The organism is Affinibrenneria salicis, assembly GCF_008710095.1.
Window position 1 is genome coordinate 201,877 of the sequence record NZ_VYKJ01000001.1, and the last position, 14,435, is coordinate 216,311.

15 protein-coding genes are annotated in these 14,435 nt (G+C 57.7%); 9 read left to right on the forward strand and 6 right to left on the reverse strand.

Annotated elements, in window-relative coordinates; genetic code table 11:
• Window positions 1-570, reverse strand: coding sequence for a 1,6-anhydro-N-acetylmuramyl-L-alanine amidase AmpD (gene ampD / locus FJU30_RS00860; RefSeq protein WP_150433553.1), 570 nt, complete (start codon window positions 568-570; stop codon window positions 1-3).
• Between the two features lie 446 nt (window positions 571-1,016).
• Between ampD and FJU30_RS00865 the strand changes: the two genes are divergently transcribed.
• The 5 genes from FJU30_RS00865 (at window position 1,017) to hofC (ending at window position 6,261) form a co-directional block, all read left to right on the forward strand.
• Window positions 1,017-1,871 carry a nucleoside-specific channel-forming protein Tsx gene (locus FJU30_RS00865; protein ID WP_150433554.1) on the forward strand — a complete coding sequence of 285 codons (855 nt, stop codon included), beginning with the start codon at window positions 1,017-1,019 and terminating at the stop codon, window positions 1,869-1,871.
• A 164-nt stretch (window positions 1,872-2,035) separates the two neighbouring features.
• On the forward strand, window positions 2,036-2,926 hold the full coding sequence (gene nadC / locus FJU30_RS00870) for a carboxylating nicotinate-nucleotide diphosphorylase (RefSeq protein ID WP_150433555.1): 891 nt from the start codon (window positions 2,036-2,038) through the stop codon (window positions 2,924-2,926).
• 219 nt (window positions 2,927-3,145) lie between these two features.
• Complete coding sequence (ppdD, locus tag FJU30_RS00875; RefSeq protein WP_150433556.1) at window positions 3,146-3,592, forward strand: prepilin peptidase-dependent pilin; 447 nt, start codon at window positions 3,146-3,148, stop codon at window positions 3,590-3,592.
• 5 nt (window positions 3,593-3,597) lie between these two features.
• On the forward strand, window positions 3,598-5,031 hold the full coding sequence (gene gspE, locus FJU30_RS00880; protein WP_150433557.1) for a type II secretion system protein GspE: 1,434 nt from the start codon (window positions 3,598-3,600) through the stop codon (window positions 5,029-5,031).
• Between the two features lie 24 nt (window positions 5,032-5,055).
• Window positions 5,056-6,261: a protein transport protein HofC gene (gene hofC, locus FJU30_RS00885; protein WP_150433558.1), complete on the forward strand. Its 1,206-nt coding sequence runs from the start codon at window positions 5,056-5,058 to the stop codon at window positions 6,259-6,261.
• Window positions 6,262-6,286: 25 nt separating this feature from the next.
• Here the strand turns inward: hofC and FJU30_RS00890 are convergent, their stop codons facing one another.
• The gene (locus FJU30_RS00890) at window positions 6,287-7,330 is read right to left on the reverse strand and encodes a GMP reductase (protein ID WP_150433559.1); all 1,044 of its coding nucleotides are present in this window, start codon (window positions 7,328-7,330) and stop codon (window positions 6,287-6,289) included.
• A gap of 172 nt (window positions 7,331-7,502) precedes the next feature.
• On the opposite strand from FJU30_RS00890, the gene coaE reads away from it, so the two are divergent.
• The 3 genes from coaE to yacG are packed head-to-tail and all read left to right on the forward strand — an operon-like array spanning window position 7,503 to window position 9,091.
• Complete coding sequence (gene coaE, locus FJU30_RS00895) at window positions 7,503-8,108, forward strand: dephospho-CoA kinase (protein WP_150433560.1); 606 nt, start codon at window positions 7,503-7,505, stop codon at window positions 8,106-8,108.
• A gap of 14 nt (window positions 8,109-8,122) precedes the next feature.
• On the forward strand, window positions 8,123-8,875 hold the full coding sequence (gene zapD, locus FJU30_RS00900) for a cell division protein ZapD (RefSeq protein WP_150433561.1): 753 nt from the start codon (window positions 8,123-8,125) through the stop codon (window positions 8,873-8,875).
• Window positions 8,876-8,896: 21 nt separating this feature from the next.
• A complete protein-coding gene (yacG, locus tag FJU30_RS00905; RefSeq protein WP_150433562.1) occupies window positions 8,897-9,091 on the forward strand; it encodes a DNA gyrase inhibitor YacG in 195 nt (64 codons plus the stop codon).
• Window positions 9,092-9,141: 50 nt separating this feature from the next.
• Here the strand turns inward: yacG and mutT are convergent, their stop codons facing one another.
• From mutT to secM, 3 genes are all read right to left on the reverse strand, one after another.
• Window positions 9,142-9,540, reverse strand: coding sequence for an 8-oxo-dGTP diphosphatase MutT (mutT, locus tag FJU30_RS00910; protein ID WP_150433563.1), 399 nt, complete (start codon window positions 9,538-9,540; stop codon window positions 9,142-9,144).
• Window positions 9,541-9,601: 61 nt separating this feature from the next.
• Window positions 9,602-12,304 (reverse strand): preprotein translocase subunit SecA, encoded by a 2,703-nt coding sequence (gene secA, locus FJU30_RS00915; protein ID WP_150433564.1) that lies wholly within the window; start codon window positions 12,302-12,304, stop codon window positions 9,602-9,604.
• Between the two features lie 115 nt (window positions 12,305-12,419).
• Window positions 12,420-12,926, reverse strand: a complete 507-nt coding sequence (secM, locus tag FJU30_RS00920) for a secA translation cis-regulator SecM (RefSeq protein ID WP_150433565.1) — start codon at window positions 12,924-12,926, stop codon at window positions 12,420-12,422.
• Between the two features lie 24 nt (window positions 12,927-12,950).
• Between secM and FJU30_RS00925 the strand changes: the two genes are divergently transcribed.
• Window positions 12,951-13,478, forward strand: a complete 528-nt coding sequence (locus FJU30_RS00925; protein WP_150433566.1) for a DUF721 domain-containing protein — start codon at window positions 12,951-12,953, stop codon at window positions 13,476-13,478.
• Window positions 13,479-13,491: 13 nt separating this feature from the next.
• Here FJU30_RS00925 and lpxC read toward each other — a convergent pair whose 3' ends face one another.
• Window positions 13,492-14,409: a UDP-3-O-acyl-N-acetylglucosamine deacetylase gene (gene lpxC, locus FJU30_RS00930; RefSeq protein WP_150433839.1), complete on the reverse strand. Its 918-nt coding sequence runs from the start codon at window positions 14,407-14,409 to the stop codon at window positions 13,492-13,494.
• Window positions 14,410-14,435: the final 26 nt, after the last annotated feature.

Below are 14,435 nucleotides of genomic sequence, written 5' to 3' on the forward strand. Positions count from 1 at the left end.
TTATGACTCCCTTATTAGCGCCGCCTGGCGACCCTGCAGCTGACGGCGATAACGCCCCCAGTCAAATGCCGGTCCGGGGTCGGTTTTACGTCCCGGCGCGATATCACTGTGACCGGTAATCGATGCCGGCGTAATGGGATAAACGCGCATCAGCAATTCGGTGACGGCCGTCAGTTGCCGATATTGTTCATCGGTAAACGGTAGCGTATCCGTCCCTTCCAGCTCGATGCCGATGGAAAAATCATTGCAGCGTTCGCGGCCGTTAAAACAGGAAACGCCGGCATGCCAGGCCCGATGGGTAAACGGAACATACTGAATAATCTCGCCGTCGCGACGGATGAGACAGTGGGCGGATACGCGCAAGTGACTAATGTCGGCGAAATAGGGGTGCGCGGCGGGATCCAGCGTCGCGGTAAATAACCGGTCGATCCAGGGACCGCCAAATTCGCCAGGCGGCAGACTGATATTATGAATCACCAGCAGGGAGGGCGTCTCGCCGGCCGGTCGTTCGTCACAATGGGGGGAAGGAACGCGCTTAACCTCAGATAACCAGCCATTTTCCAGCAGCATCAATCACCTCGCGTCTCACATATGCGTTTTATCATCACAGGGTAGCATGTTTCTTCCGCAGGCAATTAATCCATTTCAGCCGCCGTCCTCAGATTATTCCGCGCCTGCGCGCAAAAAACGACTTTTGTTACCAAAGTTGCATCACAACGATAATTAATTCACTTGTGTGATAAAGATCACAAAAAATAAGTAAAAAAAATAAAACATACATTAATTACGTGAATAGAATCACTCATGTACGCGGCCGGACATGACAAACTGCATGCGATCTCTGACATGCCCCTGTTGTCCAGGCAAACGACGCGCCGACATCCGTTTTCCCCGTCATCTGCGCCGTACATTGCTTTATTTTTCACCCCGACGGATCTCAGCGCGCGGCATGGCGACAGCGCTGAAAGATGAAGGGCATATCTCCCGGACAGACATTAGCCCATGGATAAAAATTTATGAAAAAAACCACTCTGATCGCCGGCACGTTTCTGGCCCTCTCCGCGCAGGCCGAAGCCAGTGAGCCGCAATACCTGTCCGACTGGTGGCACCAAAGTGTCAACGTGGTCGGCAGCTATCACACTCGCTTCGGACCCCAGTTAAATAACGACGTTTACCTTGAGTACGAAGCATTCGCGCGCAAAGACTGGCTCGATTTTTACGGCTATATCGATATTCCTAAAACCTTTGGCGCCGGCAATACGCCCGACCGCGGAATATGGGATAAAGGCTCGCCGCTGTTTATGGAAATCGAACCGCGTTTTTCCATCGATAAACTGACCGGCGCGGATTTAAGTTTTGGGCCGTTTAAAGAGTGGTATGTGGCGAATAACTATATCTTCGATATGGGACGCAACAGCGCTTCGCGCCAGAGCACCTGGTATATGGGGCTGGGTACGGATATCGACACCGGCACCGCGCTGAACCTGTCCGTTAATGCCTATGCCAAATATCAATGGCAAAACTACGGCGCCGGCAATGAAGACAGCTGGGACGGCTACCGCATTAAAATCAAATACTTCTATCCGCTGGCCTCCCTGTGGGGCGGCAACCTGAGCTACATCGGCTTCACCAACTTCGACTTCGATTCGGATTTACGCGAAAAAGGCGGGCGCACGCGCACCAGCAACGCCATCGCATCCAGCCACATTCTGTCGCTGGGCTACGATCACTGGCACTACGGCGTGGTAGCCCGGTATTTCCATAACGGCGGGCAATGGGCGGACGGCAGCGAACTGAACTTCGGCAACGGACCGTTTGAAGTAAAATCCACCGGCTGGGGCTATTACCTGGTGGTCGGCTACAACTTCTGATACCGTCGCGCGGCCGGTTCCCGACGCCACGAACCGGCCGCCACGCGTCGTCAACAGCCTGAATTCGCTCTATTACTCCCCCTTTACACTGTGGCTCCGCCGCTGGCGGCCGCTAATCAAACAGGGTAGCATATCTGGCGATATCCCTTTCCGGAGCCTGTGTAATGACAATCCGTCGCTATAATCCCGATAGCCGCCGTGCCGAACTGCTGGAACGGATCGAAAATGACATTCCCTTTATCGTTGCCCGCGCGCTGAGCGAAGATCTGGGCGGTTCGGTGGACGCCAGCCAGGACATTACCGCGCAGCTGCTGTCGCCGGACAGCTCCGCGCACGCCAGCATCATTACCCGCGAAGCCGGAATTTTCTGCGGTAAACGCTGGCTGGATGAAGTTTTTATTCAACTGGGCGGCAAGGTAAACGTCAGCTGGCATGTTAAGGACGGCGACGCCATTAGCGTCAACCAGTGTTTATGCGAACTGGACGGCCCGGCGCAGTTGCTGCTCACCGGCGAACGCACCGCCCTGAATTTCGTCCAGACGCTGTCCGGCGTAGCGACCGAGGTCAGCCGCTACGTGGCCTTACTGGACGGCACGCACACGCAGTTGCTGGATACGCGCAAAACGCTGCCCGGTTTGCGCGCCGCGCTGAAATACGCCGTACTGTGCGGCGGCGGCGGCAACCACCGGCTGGGGCTGTCCGATGCGTTCTTGATCAAAGAAAATCACATTATTGCCTCCGGATCGATCAAACAGGCGGTCGAAAAGGCCTTCTGGCTGCGCGACGATGTCCCGGTTGAAGTAGAAGTGGAATCACTCGATGAGCTGCGGCAGGCGCTGGACGCCGGCGCCGACATCATCATGCTCGACAATTTCAGCCTCGAACAAATCCTCCAGGCGGTGGCGCAAACCCAGGGCCGCGCACAGCTGGAAGTTTCCGGCAACGTCACGCTGGAAACCCTGCGCAACTACGCGGAAACCGGCGTGGATTATATTTCGGTCGGCGCGCTGACCAAACACGTGCAGGCGCTCGATCTTTCCATGCGCTTCCGCTGAGCGCAGAGCGATCCGGCTGGCCGCCGGATCGCCGTTTCCGCATCCGCATCCGCCTTCGCGCCGTAGCAAAATATTGCGCGGCACTCAGCAAAAAAACCGGTTTGCCTGAAAAACGACACGATTTCGCGCATGCCCGCCTGCGTTTTCGTTGCGCCGCACTCGCCTCCTTCCCGCCGGCGATTTACCCTGCTGCCACTCACAGCCACGGAAGAAAGGAAGATGAGCAAACAACAGGGATTTACCTTAGCCGAACTGATGGTGGTGATCGCCATCATCGCCATACTCAGTTCCATTGGCCTGCCCGCCTGGCAAGGATACCTGCGCAAGGCGGCGCTGACCGATATGCTGCAGGCCATGGTGCCCTATAAAACAGCGGTGGATCTCTGCGCGCTGGAAAGCGGCGACATCGCTGGCTGCAGCGCCGGCAGTCAGGGCATTCCGGACGGTAAAAGTTCGCGCTATATCAGCAAGATCGTCGTGGATAAAGGCGTGATTACGCTCAGCGGCCAGAGTACGCTGCAGGGGCTGAGCGTGGCGCTCACGCCGAAACGCGAGTCGGACAGCGACGGCCTGCGCTGGACGCGCCGCTGCGCCGTCGCCGCCGGGTCGGAGAATCTCCAGGCGGCCTGCCAGGATGTTTTTCGTTTCGACGACAGCGCGGGGTAAACGCCATGCCGCTGACCTCAATGAGCGCGGAACTGCAGACGCTTTGCCGTCGTTACCATGCTTTACCTCTGGCGCTGGATGACCAGACCCTGACGGTGGCCGTCAGCGGCGCGGCCGGGGCGGAAATGCTGACCGCACTGCGCTTCGCCAGCAACCGACGGGTGCTGGTGGAACAGTGGCCCGCGGCGCGTTTTGAACAACGGATCAATCAGCCGGAAAGCGCCGGCAGCCATGCGGCGTCTGACGCAGATACAGAAGCCGCCGACGCCATTGACGGCGACGAACGCGCGGATGCGCCAGTGGTGCAGCTTATCAACCAAACGCTGCGTCTGGCGATTCAGCGTCGCGCTTCGGATATTCATTTTGAACCCGTGCGGCCGGATTACCGTATTCGTCTGCGCATCGACGGCGTATTGCAAACCGTCAGCGCGCCGCCGGCCGAACTGGCGTTGCAAATCAACGCGCGGCTCAAGATCATGGCCGGACTGAATATCGCCGAGCGCAGGCTGCCGCAGGATGGTCAGTTCAGCCTGACGCTGGATCGCCAGCCTTACTCCCTGCGCATCGCCACCCTGCCGGTTCATTTCGGCGAGAAAATCGTATTGCGCATCCTGCAAACCCGCCAGCAGGAACTGCGGCTGGAAAATCTCGGGCTGCCCGAACCGGCGCTGCGCCATTTGCGTCGGATACTCAGTCTGCCGCAGGGAATGATACTGGTCACCGGCCCGACAGGCAGCGGCAAAACGGTGACGCTATACAGCGCGATTCGCTGGCTCAATGACATCACGCGCAACATATGCAGCGTGGAGGATCCGATCGAAATTCCGCTCGACGGCATCAACCAGACCGCGATCAACCCAAAAGCCGATCTGACCTTCGCCCGTATACTGCGCGCGCTGTTAAGACAGGATCCGGATGTCATTATGATCGGCGAAATCCGCGATGCGGAAACGGCCGAAATTGCGGTAAAAGCGGCGCAGACCGGTCATCTGGTGCTGTCGACGCTGCACACCAACTCCGCAGCGGAAACGCTGACCCGGCTGGCGAATCTCGGTATCCCCGGCTATCTGCTCGCCTCGGCGTTAAAGCTGGTGATAGCGCAGCGCCTGGTGCGCCGGCTATGTCCTCACTGCCGGCAGCCCGATGAAACGCCGCCGCTATTGCCAGCCGAACTGTGGCGCGGGCCGCTGACCAGCTGGCGCGCGCAGGGCTGCCAGCACTGCTTTTCCGGCTACTATGGCCGCACAGCGATTTATCATTTGATGCCGGTGACGCCGCCGCTGCAACAGGCGCTGGCCGAAAATCTAACCGCTGCGGCGTGCGGCGGCGTCATCCCGCGAACGTCGCTGTTTCATGCCGGTCTGGAGCTGGTTAACCGCGGCGTAACCTCGCTGGCCGAGCTCTATCGGGTTACCGGTCAACTGCCGCTGGATGAATAATCGTCTATTTCAGGGAACAGGTTTATGGCGTTATTGCAGCTATACCGGTGGCAGGCTATCGATAGCGAGGGCGAATTCCATCAGGGAGAATATATCGACGCGCGGCGTCGCGCGGTATTTCTGCGCCTGATTCAGGCGGGATACCAGCCGCTACGCATTACCCGCAGCGGCTATCTGACCGCAAAAGACCGGCATCACCAGCAGCGCTGCGGGTTTATCCGCCAACTGGCGACGCTGTTGCAGGCCGGCCTGCCGCTGCTGGAGGGGCTGACCCTGCTGGCGCAGCAGCATGAACGGCCGGTCTGGCGCGCAATGCTGCAGGCGCTGGGTCGGCAGGTCAGCGCCGGCAAATCGCTCTCCGACGCGCTGGCGGACTATCCCTGGGCGTTTCCCGCCGTGTACCGCGCCCTTATCGCCACCGGCGAACTGACCGGCAGGCTGGACGAATGCTGCCTGAAGCTGGCCCGGCAGCAGGAGAAACAGCACCAGCTCAACCGTACGGTGAAAAAGTCGCTGCGCTATCCCTGCTTTGTGATGACGATCGCCCTGCTGGTCAGCCTGCTGATGCTGACGCTGGTTTTACCGCAGTTCGCCCGGCTCTACGCCTCGTTCGACACGCCGCTGCCGGCGTTGACTCGTCTGTTGCTTTCGCTGGCCGACGGGCTTACGCGCGTCGGCGGAGCGGGCGTTTTGCTGCCGCTGGTTCTGCTGGCCGCCTACTGGCGGCTGCGCCAGCGGCGACCCTCCTGGCGACACCGAGAACAGCGGGCTCTGCTACGCTGCCCGCTGTTCGCCGATCTGGTGCGCGGTAACTGTTTAAGCCAGATCTTTCATATTCTGGCCATGACGCAGAGCGCCGGGCTGACGCTGCCGGCCGGGTTACAGGCAGTGTGCGCCACCCTGCACAACCCGCTCTATCGGCAGTTGCTGCTGGAAATGCAGGCCCGACTGCAGCAGGGCGTTGCGCTACACCAGACGCTCAGCGATGCGCGTCTGTTCCCCGCCCCTTGTCCGCAGCTCATTCGCACGGGCGAGGAATCCGGTACGCTGGACGAGATCTTTCATCAACTGGCCCACTGGCACGAACAGAATACGGCGCAGCTGGCGGAAACCCTGAGCCAGACGCTGGAACCGCTGCTGATGCTGATCGTCGGGGTGATCGTGGGAACGCTGGTGGTGGCGATGTATCTGCCGATATTCCAGCTAAGCGACGTGCTGGCCGGCGCTTAACCCGGCCCAAAGGCCGGGCAGCCGTTCAGTCACTGCCGAAAATACGGTTTTCTTGTTCGGAGACGCGAATAAAGGTGGTGCGTTTGGTCAACTCCTTCAGCCGCGACGCCCCGACATAGGTACAGGCGGAGCGCAGCCCGCCCATAATATCGCGCACGGTATTTGCCACCGGCCCGCGCAACGGCAGTTTGACCGTTTTACCTTCAGCGGCGCGATATTCCGCCACGCCGCCGACATGGCGCGTCATCGCGGATTTGGAGCTCATGCCGTAAAACAGCATGAATTTTTCGCCCCGCTCCTCGACGATCGCCCCTTCGCATTCATCGTGCGCGGCCAGCATACCGCCCAGCATGACAAAATCAGCCCCGCCGCCAAACGCCTTAGCCACATCGCCCGGCACGGCGCAGCCGCCGTCGCTGACAATCTGCCCGCCCAGACCGTGAGCCGCATCGGCGCATTCGATTACCGCAGACAGCTGCGGATAGCCGACGCCGGTTTTAACTCTGGTGGTGCACACCGAGCCGGGGCCGATCCCCACCTTAACGATATCCGCGCCGGACAGGATCAGTTCTTCCACCATCTCGCCGGTCACCACGTTGCCGGCGCAGATCACTTTGTCGGGAAAGGCTTCGCGCGCTTTCTGCAGGAAGGTAACGAAATGTTCGGAGTAGCCGTTTGCGACATCGATGCAGATAAATTTCAGCTGGTCGGAGAACGACAGAATCCGTTTCAGTTTGACGAAATCCGCATCGGAGGTGCCGGAGGACACCATTACGTGGCGCAATACGGAAGGCGACACGCGCTGAATAAACCCCTGCCATTGCTGCTCGGAATAATGCTTGTGCACCGCCGTCAGCACGTCAAACTCCGCCAGCGCTTCCGCCATCAGAAAGGTGCCGACGGTATCCATATTGGCGGCGATAACCGGTACGCCGGCCCAGTCACAGCCGGCATGCAAAAATCTGAACTGGCGCGCCAGTTCAACCTCGGCGCGACTTTTAAGCGTCGAGCGTTTAGGACGGATCAGAACATCTTTAAAGCCTAACTTTAAATCTTCTTCGATACGCATAAGGTTTTATTCCTGGCTAATAACGGCCCATCGCCGCAGCAATGTCCCGCGTGACGAATAATGTTTACGCCCGGGTTATCATACGCGTGAATAATCCTGCGACAAGACTGCGAATTTTCCTGGCTTTACGTTAAAATCGACTAAATTTACCGGCATAGTTTCGCAATCGATCATGACATATACCGTAGCGTTAACCGGCGGCATCGGCAGCGGCAAAAGCACCGTCGCCGATGAATTCGCGCAACAGGGCATTACGGTGGTGGATGCCGATATCATCGCGCGCCAGGTCGTTGCGCCAGGCCAGGACGCGCTGCAGGCCATCGTGCAAAGATTCGGGCCGACGATGCTGCTGCCGGACGGTTCGCTGCATCGCGCCCTGTTGCGTCAGCGTATTTTTAGCTGCGACGACGATAAACGCTGGCTGAATGCGCTGTTGCATCCGCTGATTCATACCGAAACCCGGCGCCAGCTCGAGGCGGCGCACAGTCCGTATGCCCTGTGGGTGGTTCCCCTGCTGGTGGAGAACCATTTACAGCGCCATGCCGATCGGGTGCTGCTGGTTGACGTCAGCCGGGAGACCCAGTTGACCCGGACGCTGGCGCGCGACGGCATCAGCCGCCAGCAGGCGGAAAATATTCTGGCCTCGCAGGCGACGCGCGAACAGCGCCTGGCCTGCGCCGACGACATTATCGATAACAATGGTATGCCACAACAGATTGCACCCCGCGTTGCTGCTTTGCATCATCGCTATCTTCAACTGGCAGCATCCGCAACCTGACAGGATTAACCATCATGAGTGACGTTACCTCAAGCGTATTATTCGAACATCCTCTGAATGAGAAGACCCGTACCTGGCTACGGATTGAATTTTTATTGCAGCAGCTGCATCACAACCGTTCGCTCAGCGACATCGGCAACGCGCTGACCTTCTTCCGCGCGGTAGCCGATTTGCTGGACGTGCTGGACCGCGGCGACGTGCGCACCGAACTGCTGAAAGAGCTGGAACGCCAGCAGCAGAAGCTGCTGCAGTGGGCCGATGTGCCCGGCGTCGACCGGGATCGTATCCATATGCTGCGCCAGCAGTTAAAAGAGCGCGCCGCGGCGTTAATGTCGGCGCCTCGCATGGGGCAGATGCTGCGCGACGACCGACTGATCGCCATGGTGCGTCAGCGGCTGAGCATTCCCGGCGGCTGCTGCAGTTTCGATCTGCCCACGCTGCATATCTGGCTGCATCAGCCGAAGGCGGTGAAGGAAGGGGTAGTGGCCGACTGGCTGAGCACCCTGACGCCGCTGCAGCAGGCGCTGGATATGTCGTTAGATTTAATTCGCCATTCAGGCACTTTTCATCCGCAAACCAGCCTGAATGGTTTTTTCCAGGACAACGCGGCCGATGCCGACCTGTTGCGCCTGCGCATCACGTCAGATCAGCAGCTGTATCCGCAGATATCGGGGCACAAAACGCGTTATGCGATTCGCTTCCTGTCGCTGGATGCGGAAAACGGGCAGATCCCTGCTCGTCTGACGTTTGATTTAGCCTGTTGTTAGTCTGTAAGCCCGGAGCCCGTAATGAACAATGAAACTACCATCGTTAAATGCCCGACCTGCCACAAACCCGTGGTCTGGGGGGAACAAAGCCCGTGGCGCCCGTTCTGCAGCAAACGCTGTCAGTTGATCGATTTGGGCGAATGGGCCGATGAGGAGAAACGCATTCCCAGTAAGGAAGAGATTTCCGATTCAGAAGAATGGAGCGAAGATCGGTAATCATCGTTTTCTGGCAAAGGACTTACTTTTTTGCCAGAAAACGAATCAGATTAGCGAGAAGATTTAAGCCTGCGGATAATATCCGCATTGGCCGGCGGGAATTCATCCTCCTGCAGTTCATCAACCGGCAGCCAGCGCATCGGCTGCCCTTCTCTACCCCAGGGTTCACCCTGCCACCGTTCAACCAGAAAGAAATGCAGCGTGATAAGGCGGCCGGGAACGTCCACCTGTTTACTCTCGAGAAAATGCGGCTGCAGCGCGGTAATGCCGGTTTCTTCCTGCAGTTCGCGGATTAAACCCTGTTCCGGCGTTTCGCCTTCCTCTACCTTGCCGCCGGGAAATTCCCACATCCCGCCCATATGCACGCCCTGCGGGCGCCGGGTGATGAAATAACGCTGCTCAGAATTACGAATGATGCCTACCGCAACGGATAATTGTTTCTGCGTCATGCGACCAACCTGTGATAATCGTGGAGGCGGTTCAATGCCGTCTCCGCATCTTCCATCCGCATTACTTCTGCAGACGTCCGTGACAATGTTTATATTTCTTGCCCGAACCGCACGGGCAGGGATCGTTACGCCCGACTTTACGTTCGGCCTGCGCCGGGCCGCCGTCATCCAGCCCGCTCTCTTCCTGATGGCTTAGCTGCTGCTGGCGCGCCAGACGCTCCGCCTCTTCCCTGCGTTGCTGTTCGAGCGCTTCGATCTCTTCCGGCATGCGCACCTGAACTTTGCTCAGCGTACTGATCACTTCATATTTCAGCGACTCCAGCATGGCGGCGAACATCGAGAACGACTCACGCTTATATTCCTGCTTCGGATCCTTCTGCGCATAACCGCGCAAATGGATGCCCTGACGCAGATAGTCCATGGCGGCCAAATGCTCTTTCCACAAAGAATCCAGCGTTTGCAGCATCACGCCTTTTTCAAAATTACGCAGAACGTCGCTGCCCACCACCTCTTCCTTGCGCTTATAAACGTCAAGCGCCTGCTCGAAAATGCGCTCACGCAGCGTTTCTTCATGCAGTTCCGGCTCTTTATCCAGCCATTCGGCAATCGGCAATTCAAGATCGAAGTCGTTTTTCAGCCGCTGCTGCAACCCTTCGATATCCCACATTTCCTCCAGCGACTGCGGCGGAATGTAGCTATCAATAGCGGTTTTGAACACGTCCTGACGGATGCTGTTAATGGTTTCGCTGATATCGGAAACATCCAGCAGCTCATTACGCTGTGTATAGATGGCGCGGCGCTGATCGTTCGCTACGTCATCATATTCCAGCAGCTGTTTACGGATATCGAAGTTACGGCTTTCAACCTTACGCTGCGCGTTGGCGATCGCCCGGGTCACCCACGGGTGCTCAATGGCTTCGCCTGGTTTCATCCCCAGCTTACGCATCATATTCGACACACGATCGGAGGCAAAAATACGCATCAGCGCATCTTCCATCGACAGATAGAAACGTGAAGAACCGGCATCGCCCTGACGCCCGGAACGGCCGCGCAGCTGGTTATCGATACGGCGCGATTCATGGCGCTCGGTACCGATGATATGCAGGCCGCCGGCCGCCAGAACCGCGTCATGACGCTGCTGCCAGGCCTCTTTGATGGCGGCGATCTGCGCCTCATCCGGGTTTTCCAGATGCGCGATTTCCGCCTGCCAACTGCCCCCCAGCACGATATCGGTACCGCGACCGGCCATGTTGGTGGCGATGGTCACCGCACCCGCCTGGCCGGCCTGCGCGACGATATCGGCTTCCATGGCGTGAAATTTCGCGTTCAGCACATTGTGTTTAATCCCGGCCCGGGTCAGCGCTTCAGACACCACTTCCGATTTCTCGATGGAGATGGTCCCGACCAGAATCGGCTGCCCGCTCGCGGAACGCTCTCTGATATCTTCGATAATGGCATCGATTTTTTCCTGTTCGGACATGTAGACCAGGTCAGGTAAATCTTTACGGATCATCGGACGGTTGGTCGGCACCACGATGGTGTCCAGCTTATAGATCGAGCTGAACTCAAACGCTTCGGTATCCGCCGTACCGGTCATGCCGGCCAGTTTTTCATACAGACGGAAGTAGTTCTGGAAGGTAATGGAGGCCAGCGTCTGGTTTTCGTTCTGGATTGGCACCCCTTCTTTCGCTTCCACCGCCTGATGCAGGCCGTCGGACCAGCGCCGGCCCTGCATGGTGCGGCCGGTATGTTCATCGACGATAATCACTTCGCCGTCTTTCACGATGTAATCCACATCGCGCGCGAACAGAACATGCGCGCGCAGCGCCGCCGTCACGTGGTGCATCAGCATAATGTTGGCCGGCGAATAGAGCGACTCGCCCTCGGCCATAATGCCTTCTTTAACCAGCAGCTCCTCCACCAGCACCAGACCGCGTTCGGTCAGGTTAACCTGGCGCGACTTCTCGTCCACGGAAAAATGGCCTTCGCCCTGGAAGGTATCCGAATCCTCTTTTTCCTGACGAATCAGATGAGGGATGATCTTGTTGACGCGGATATACATTTCCGAGCTGTCTTCCGCCGGTCCAGAGATAATCAGCGGCGTACGGGCCTCATCGATCAGAATGGAGTCGACTTCATCCACCAGCGCGTAGTAGAGCTTACGCTGTACGCGCTCTTCCGGGCTAAACGCCATGTTATCGCGCAGGTAGTCGAAGCCGTATTCATTATTGGTGCCGTAGGTAATATCCGCGGCGTAGGCTTCGCGCTTCGCGACGGCAGGCATGCCCGGCAGGTTGATCCCAACCGTCAGGCCGAGGAATTCAAACAGCGGACGGTTGTTTTCCGCATCGCGCTGCGCCAGATAGTCGTTGACTGTCACCACATGAACGCCGCGTCCGGTCAGCGCGTTCAGGTAGGCAGGCAGCGTCGCGGTCAGGGTTTTACCTTCACCGGTACGCATTTCCGCGATGCAGCGTTCGTTCAGCACCATGCCGCCAATCAGCTGTACGTCAAAGTGACGCATGCCGAATACGCGCTTACTGGATTCGCGCACCACGGCGAAGGCTTCAGGCAACAGCGCCTCCAGCGTTTCTCCCTTTGCCAGACGGGCACGGAATTCGCCGGTTTTGGCCTTCAGTTGCTCATCGGACAACGGCTCCATTTCCGGTTCCAGACGATTGATCACCTCAACGATTTTACGCATACGACGCAGAGTGCGATCGTTACGGCTGCCAAAAACCTTGGTTAACATTTTAATTAACATAATAATTTTTTATCTCAACGACGCCACCGCGCAGGTGGCTTACGGCACCATAAAACAGGGATATCCCGACATTCGGTTACGGCAGCCGATGGCTGCGCGCTATACATTCATTCACTCAGGCCGTATGCGGCCCTGCGCGAATACCCTGTATCTGAGCCAGCCAAAGCCCGGTATGATGGGAAAGAAAGGCGGGAGGAACGGCACGTTCCGTCCGGCGGATAATCGCCGGCGGTTTGGATTCATGGGTCAGCAACGCATTGAGCGTATCCAACAGCACCAGATGATGATCGGCCGCCAGTTGCGTTGCCGCCGCCGGCGCACTCGCCGTTTGCGGCGTGGACAGCGCGAAGGACAGATGACGGATCACCGTGCGGATCGCGTGCTGATGCCAGTAGTCGACGCTGAAAGCGCGCCGGTGCCCCTCTTTGAGCGACACCAGCGCGGTCAGATTCACCGGATGGCGGCCGGCCGGACCGGAGACCGTACTCGACAGGGAAGTCTGATTCTGGGAATCGGTCAGGCAAGCGGGCAGGCCAAGGCTCGCCGCGACCATCCCCAACAGGAGATGCGGCCAGAAATAACGTCTGCCAAATTGTCGCCAACGATTTAGAATACCAATCACTTATTTAGTCCGCCGGAGCCTGATATGCGTGATAGCCGCCCACAATCACTGGAATTCCTGTTTGATAGCGCATCGGACGCTGGTAATGGCCCGTTGCGCGACATACAACAACGCGCGCTGGCGCTGCTGAAACTCAATCGGGCGGTGCGCGGACTGTTACCCGCACAGCTTCACCCCTGGTGCCGTGTCGCCAACTACAGACAGGGCCTGCTGGTGCTGGAGGCGGCCAGCGCTAACTGGCTGATGCGGCTGCGTTATGAGCAACCGACGCTTCTCTCAGCATTACGCGCACAAATATTACCATCATTGGCTTCGATCGACATCAGGATTAATCCAGCGCTGGCCGCAAAAGGCCATGAAATCGTGCAAAATAACGGCAATAGCGCTCAACCTGCGGTTCAGCAGGCGCCGCGACGTCAGCTTAGTACGCAAAGCGCACAAACGTTGAGGGATTTAGCGGGTCACAGCCCGGAGAAATTACGGAAAATATTAGAACGACTGGCTTCACTGGCCGGAGAGAGTACCAGTAAAACCAGTCGTGATAGTGACTAAAAGCGTAACTGTATCAGGCCAGTACGGTTGACGGCGCCTTGAATGCCAGCGGCATTTCGGCCTCGTCTTCAAACGTGACGTATTCCCACGCTTCCTGTTTAGCCAACACAGCCTGCAGCAACTGATTATTCAGCGCATGGCCGGATTTAAAGGCAGTGAACGCGCCAATGATGTTGTGGCCGCACATAAACAGGTCGCCGATGGCGTCCAGCATTTTATGGCGCACAAATTCATCCTGGAAACGCAGCCCGTCTTCATTCAGCACGCGGTAATCGTCAACCACAATGGCGCAATCGATACTGCCGCCCAGGCACAACCCACGAGACTGCAGATATTCGATATCACGCATAAAGCCAAAGGTGCGCGCGCGGCTGATCTGACGCACAAAGGCATCAGCCGAGAAGTCGAGGCAATAGCGCTGCGACCCTGCATCAATCGCCGGATGGTTGAAATCGATGGTGAAATCAAGGCTGAAACCATTGAACGGCTTCAACTCGGCCCACTTATCACCGTTTTCAATGCGTACCGGCTGTTTGATACGCAGGAATTTTTTGGCGGCGTTCAGCTCTTCAATACCGGCGTCCATCAGCAGGTAAACGAAGGGACTCGCGCTCCCGTCCATAATTGGAATTTCCGGTGCATCCACTTCAACGACAATGTTGTCGATGCCTAATCCCGCCAGCGCGGCATTAAGGTGTTCCACCGTAGAAATACGCACGTCATGCTCGTTCACCAGGCAAGTACAGAGCATGGTATCACGCACGGATTTGGCATCAGCCGGAAAATCAACCGGTGGATTCAAGTCAGTGCGACGATAGATGACCCCGGTATTTGCCGGCGCAGGGCGCAGAATCAGGGTGACTTTTTTGCCGGTATGTAAACCGACCCCCGTCGCCTGAACAATACGTTTTAATGTACGTTGTTTGATCATCATGTTATCTCGCAATGTTGCCCATC

What these genes read in the sequence shown, in the direction of transcription:
- hofC (WP_150433558.1), top strand. Translation starts at nt 5,056, where the DNA reads ATGGCGTTATTGCAGCTATACCGGTGGCAGGCTATCGATAGCGAGGGC.
- FJU30_RS00865 (WP_150433554.1), top strand. Translation starts at nt 1,017, where the DNA reads ATGAAAAAAACCACTCTGATCGCCGGCACGTTTCTGGCCCTCTCCGCG.
- ampD (WP_150433553.1), bottom strand. Translation starts at nt 570, where the DNA reads ATGCTGCTGGAAAATGGCTGGTTATCTGAGGTTAAGCGCGTTCCTTCC.
- ppdD (WP_150433556.1), top strand. Translation starts at nt 3,146, where the DNA reads ATGAGCAAACAACAGGGATTTACCTTAGCCGAACTGATGGTGGTGATC.
- gspE (WP_150433557.1), top strand. Translation starts at nt 3,598, where the DNA reads ATGCCGCTGACCTCAATGAGCGCGGAACTGCAGACGCTTTGCCGTCGT.
- yacG (WP_150433562.1), top strand. Translation starts at nt 8,897, where the DNA reads ATGAACAATGAAACTACCATCGTTAAATGCCCGACCTGCCACAAACCC.
- lpxC (WP_150433839.1), bottom strand. Translation starts at nt 14,409, where the DNA reads ATGATCAAACAACGTACATTAAAACGTATTGTTCAGGCGACGGGGGTC.
- FJU30_RS00890 (WP_150433559.1), bottom strand. Translation starts at nt 7,330, where the DNA reads ATGCGTATCGAAGAAGATTTAAAGTTAGGCTTTAAAGATGTTCTGATC.
- coaE (WP_150433560.1), top strand. Translation starts at nt 7,503, where the DNA reads ATGACATATACCGTAGCGTTAACCGGCGGCATCGGCAGCGGCAAAAGC.
- mutT (WP_150433563.1), bottom strand. Translation starts at nt 9,540, where the DNA reads ATGACGCAGAAACAATTATCCGTTGCGGTAGGCATCATTCGTAATTCT.
- zapD (WP_150433561.1), top strand. Translation starts at nt 8,123, where the DNA reads ATGAGTGACGTTACCTCAAGCGTATTATTCGAACATCCTCTGAATGAG.
- secA (WP_150433564.1), bottom strand. Translation starts at nt 12,304, where the DNA reads ATGTTAATTAAAATGTTAACCAAGGTTTTTGGCAGCCGTAACGATCGC.
- FJU30_RS00925 (WP_150433566.1), top strand. Translation starts at nt 12,951, where the DNA reads ATGCGTGATAGCCGCCCACAATCACTGGAATTCCTGTTTGATAGCGCA.
- nadC (WP_150433555.1), top strand. Translation starts at nt 2,036, where the DNA reads ATGACAATCCGTCGCTATAATCCCGATAGCCGCCGTGCCGAACTGCTG.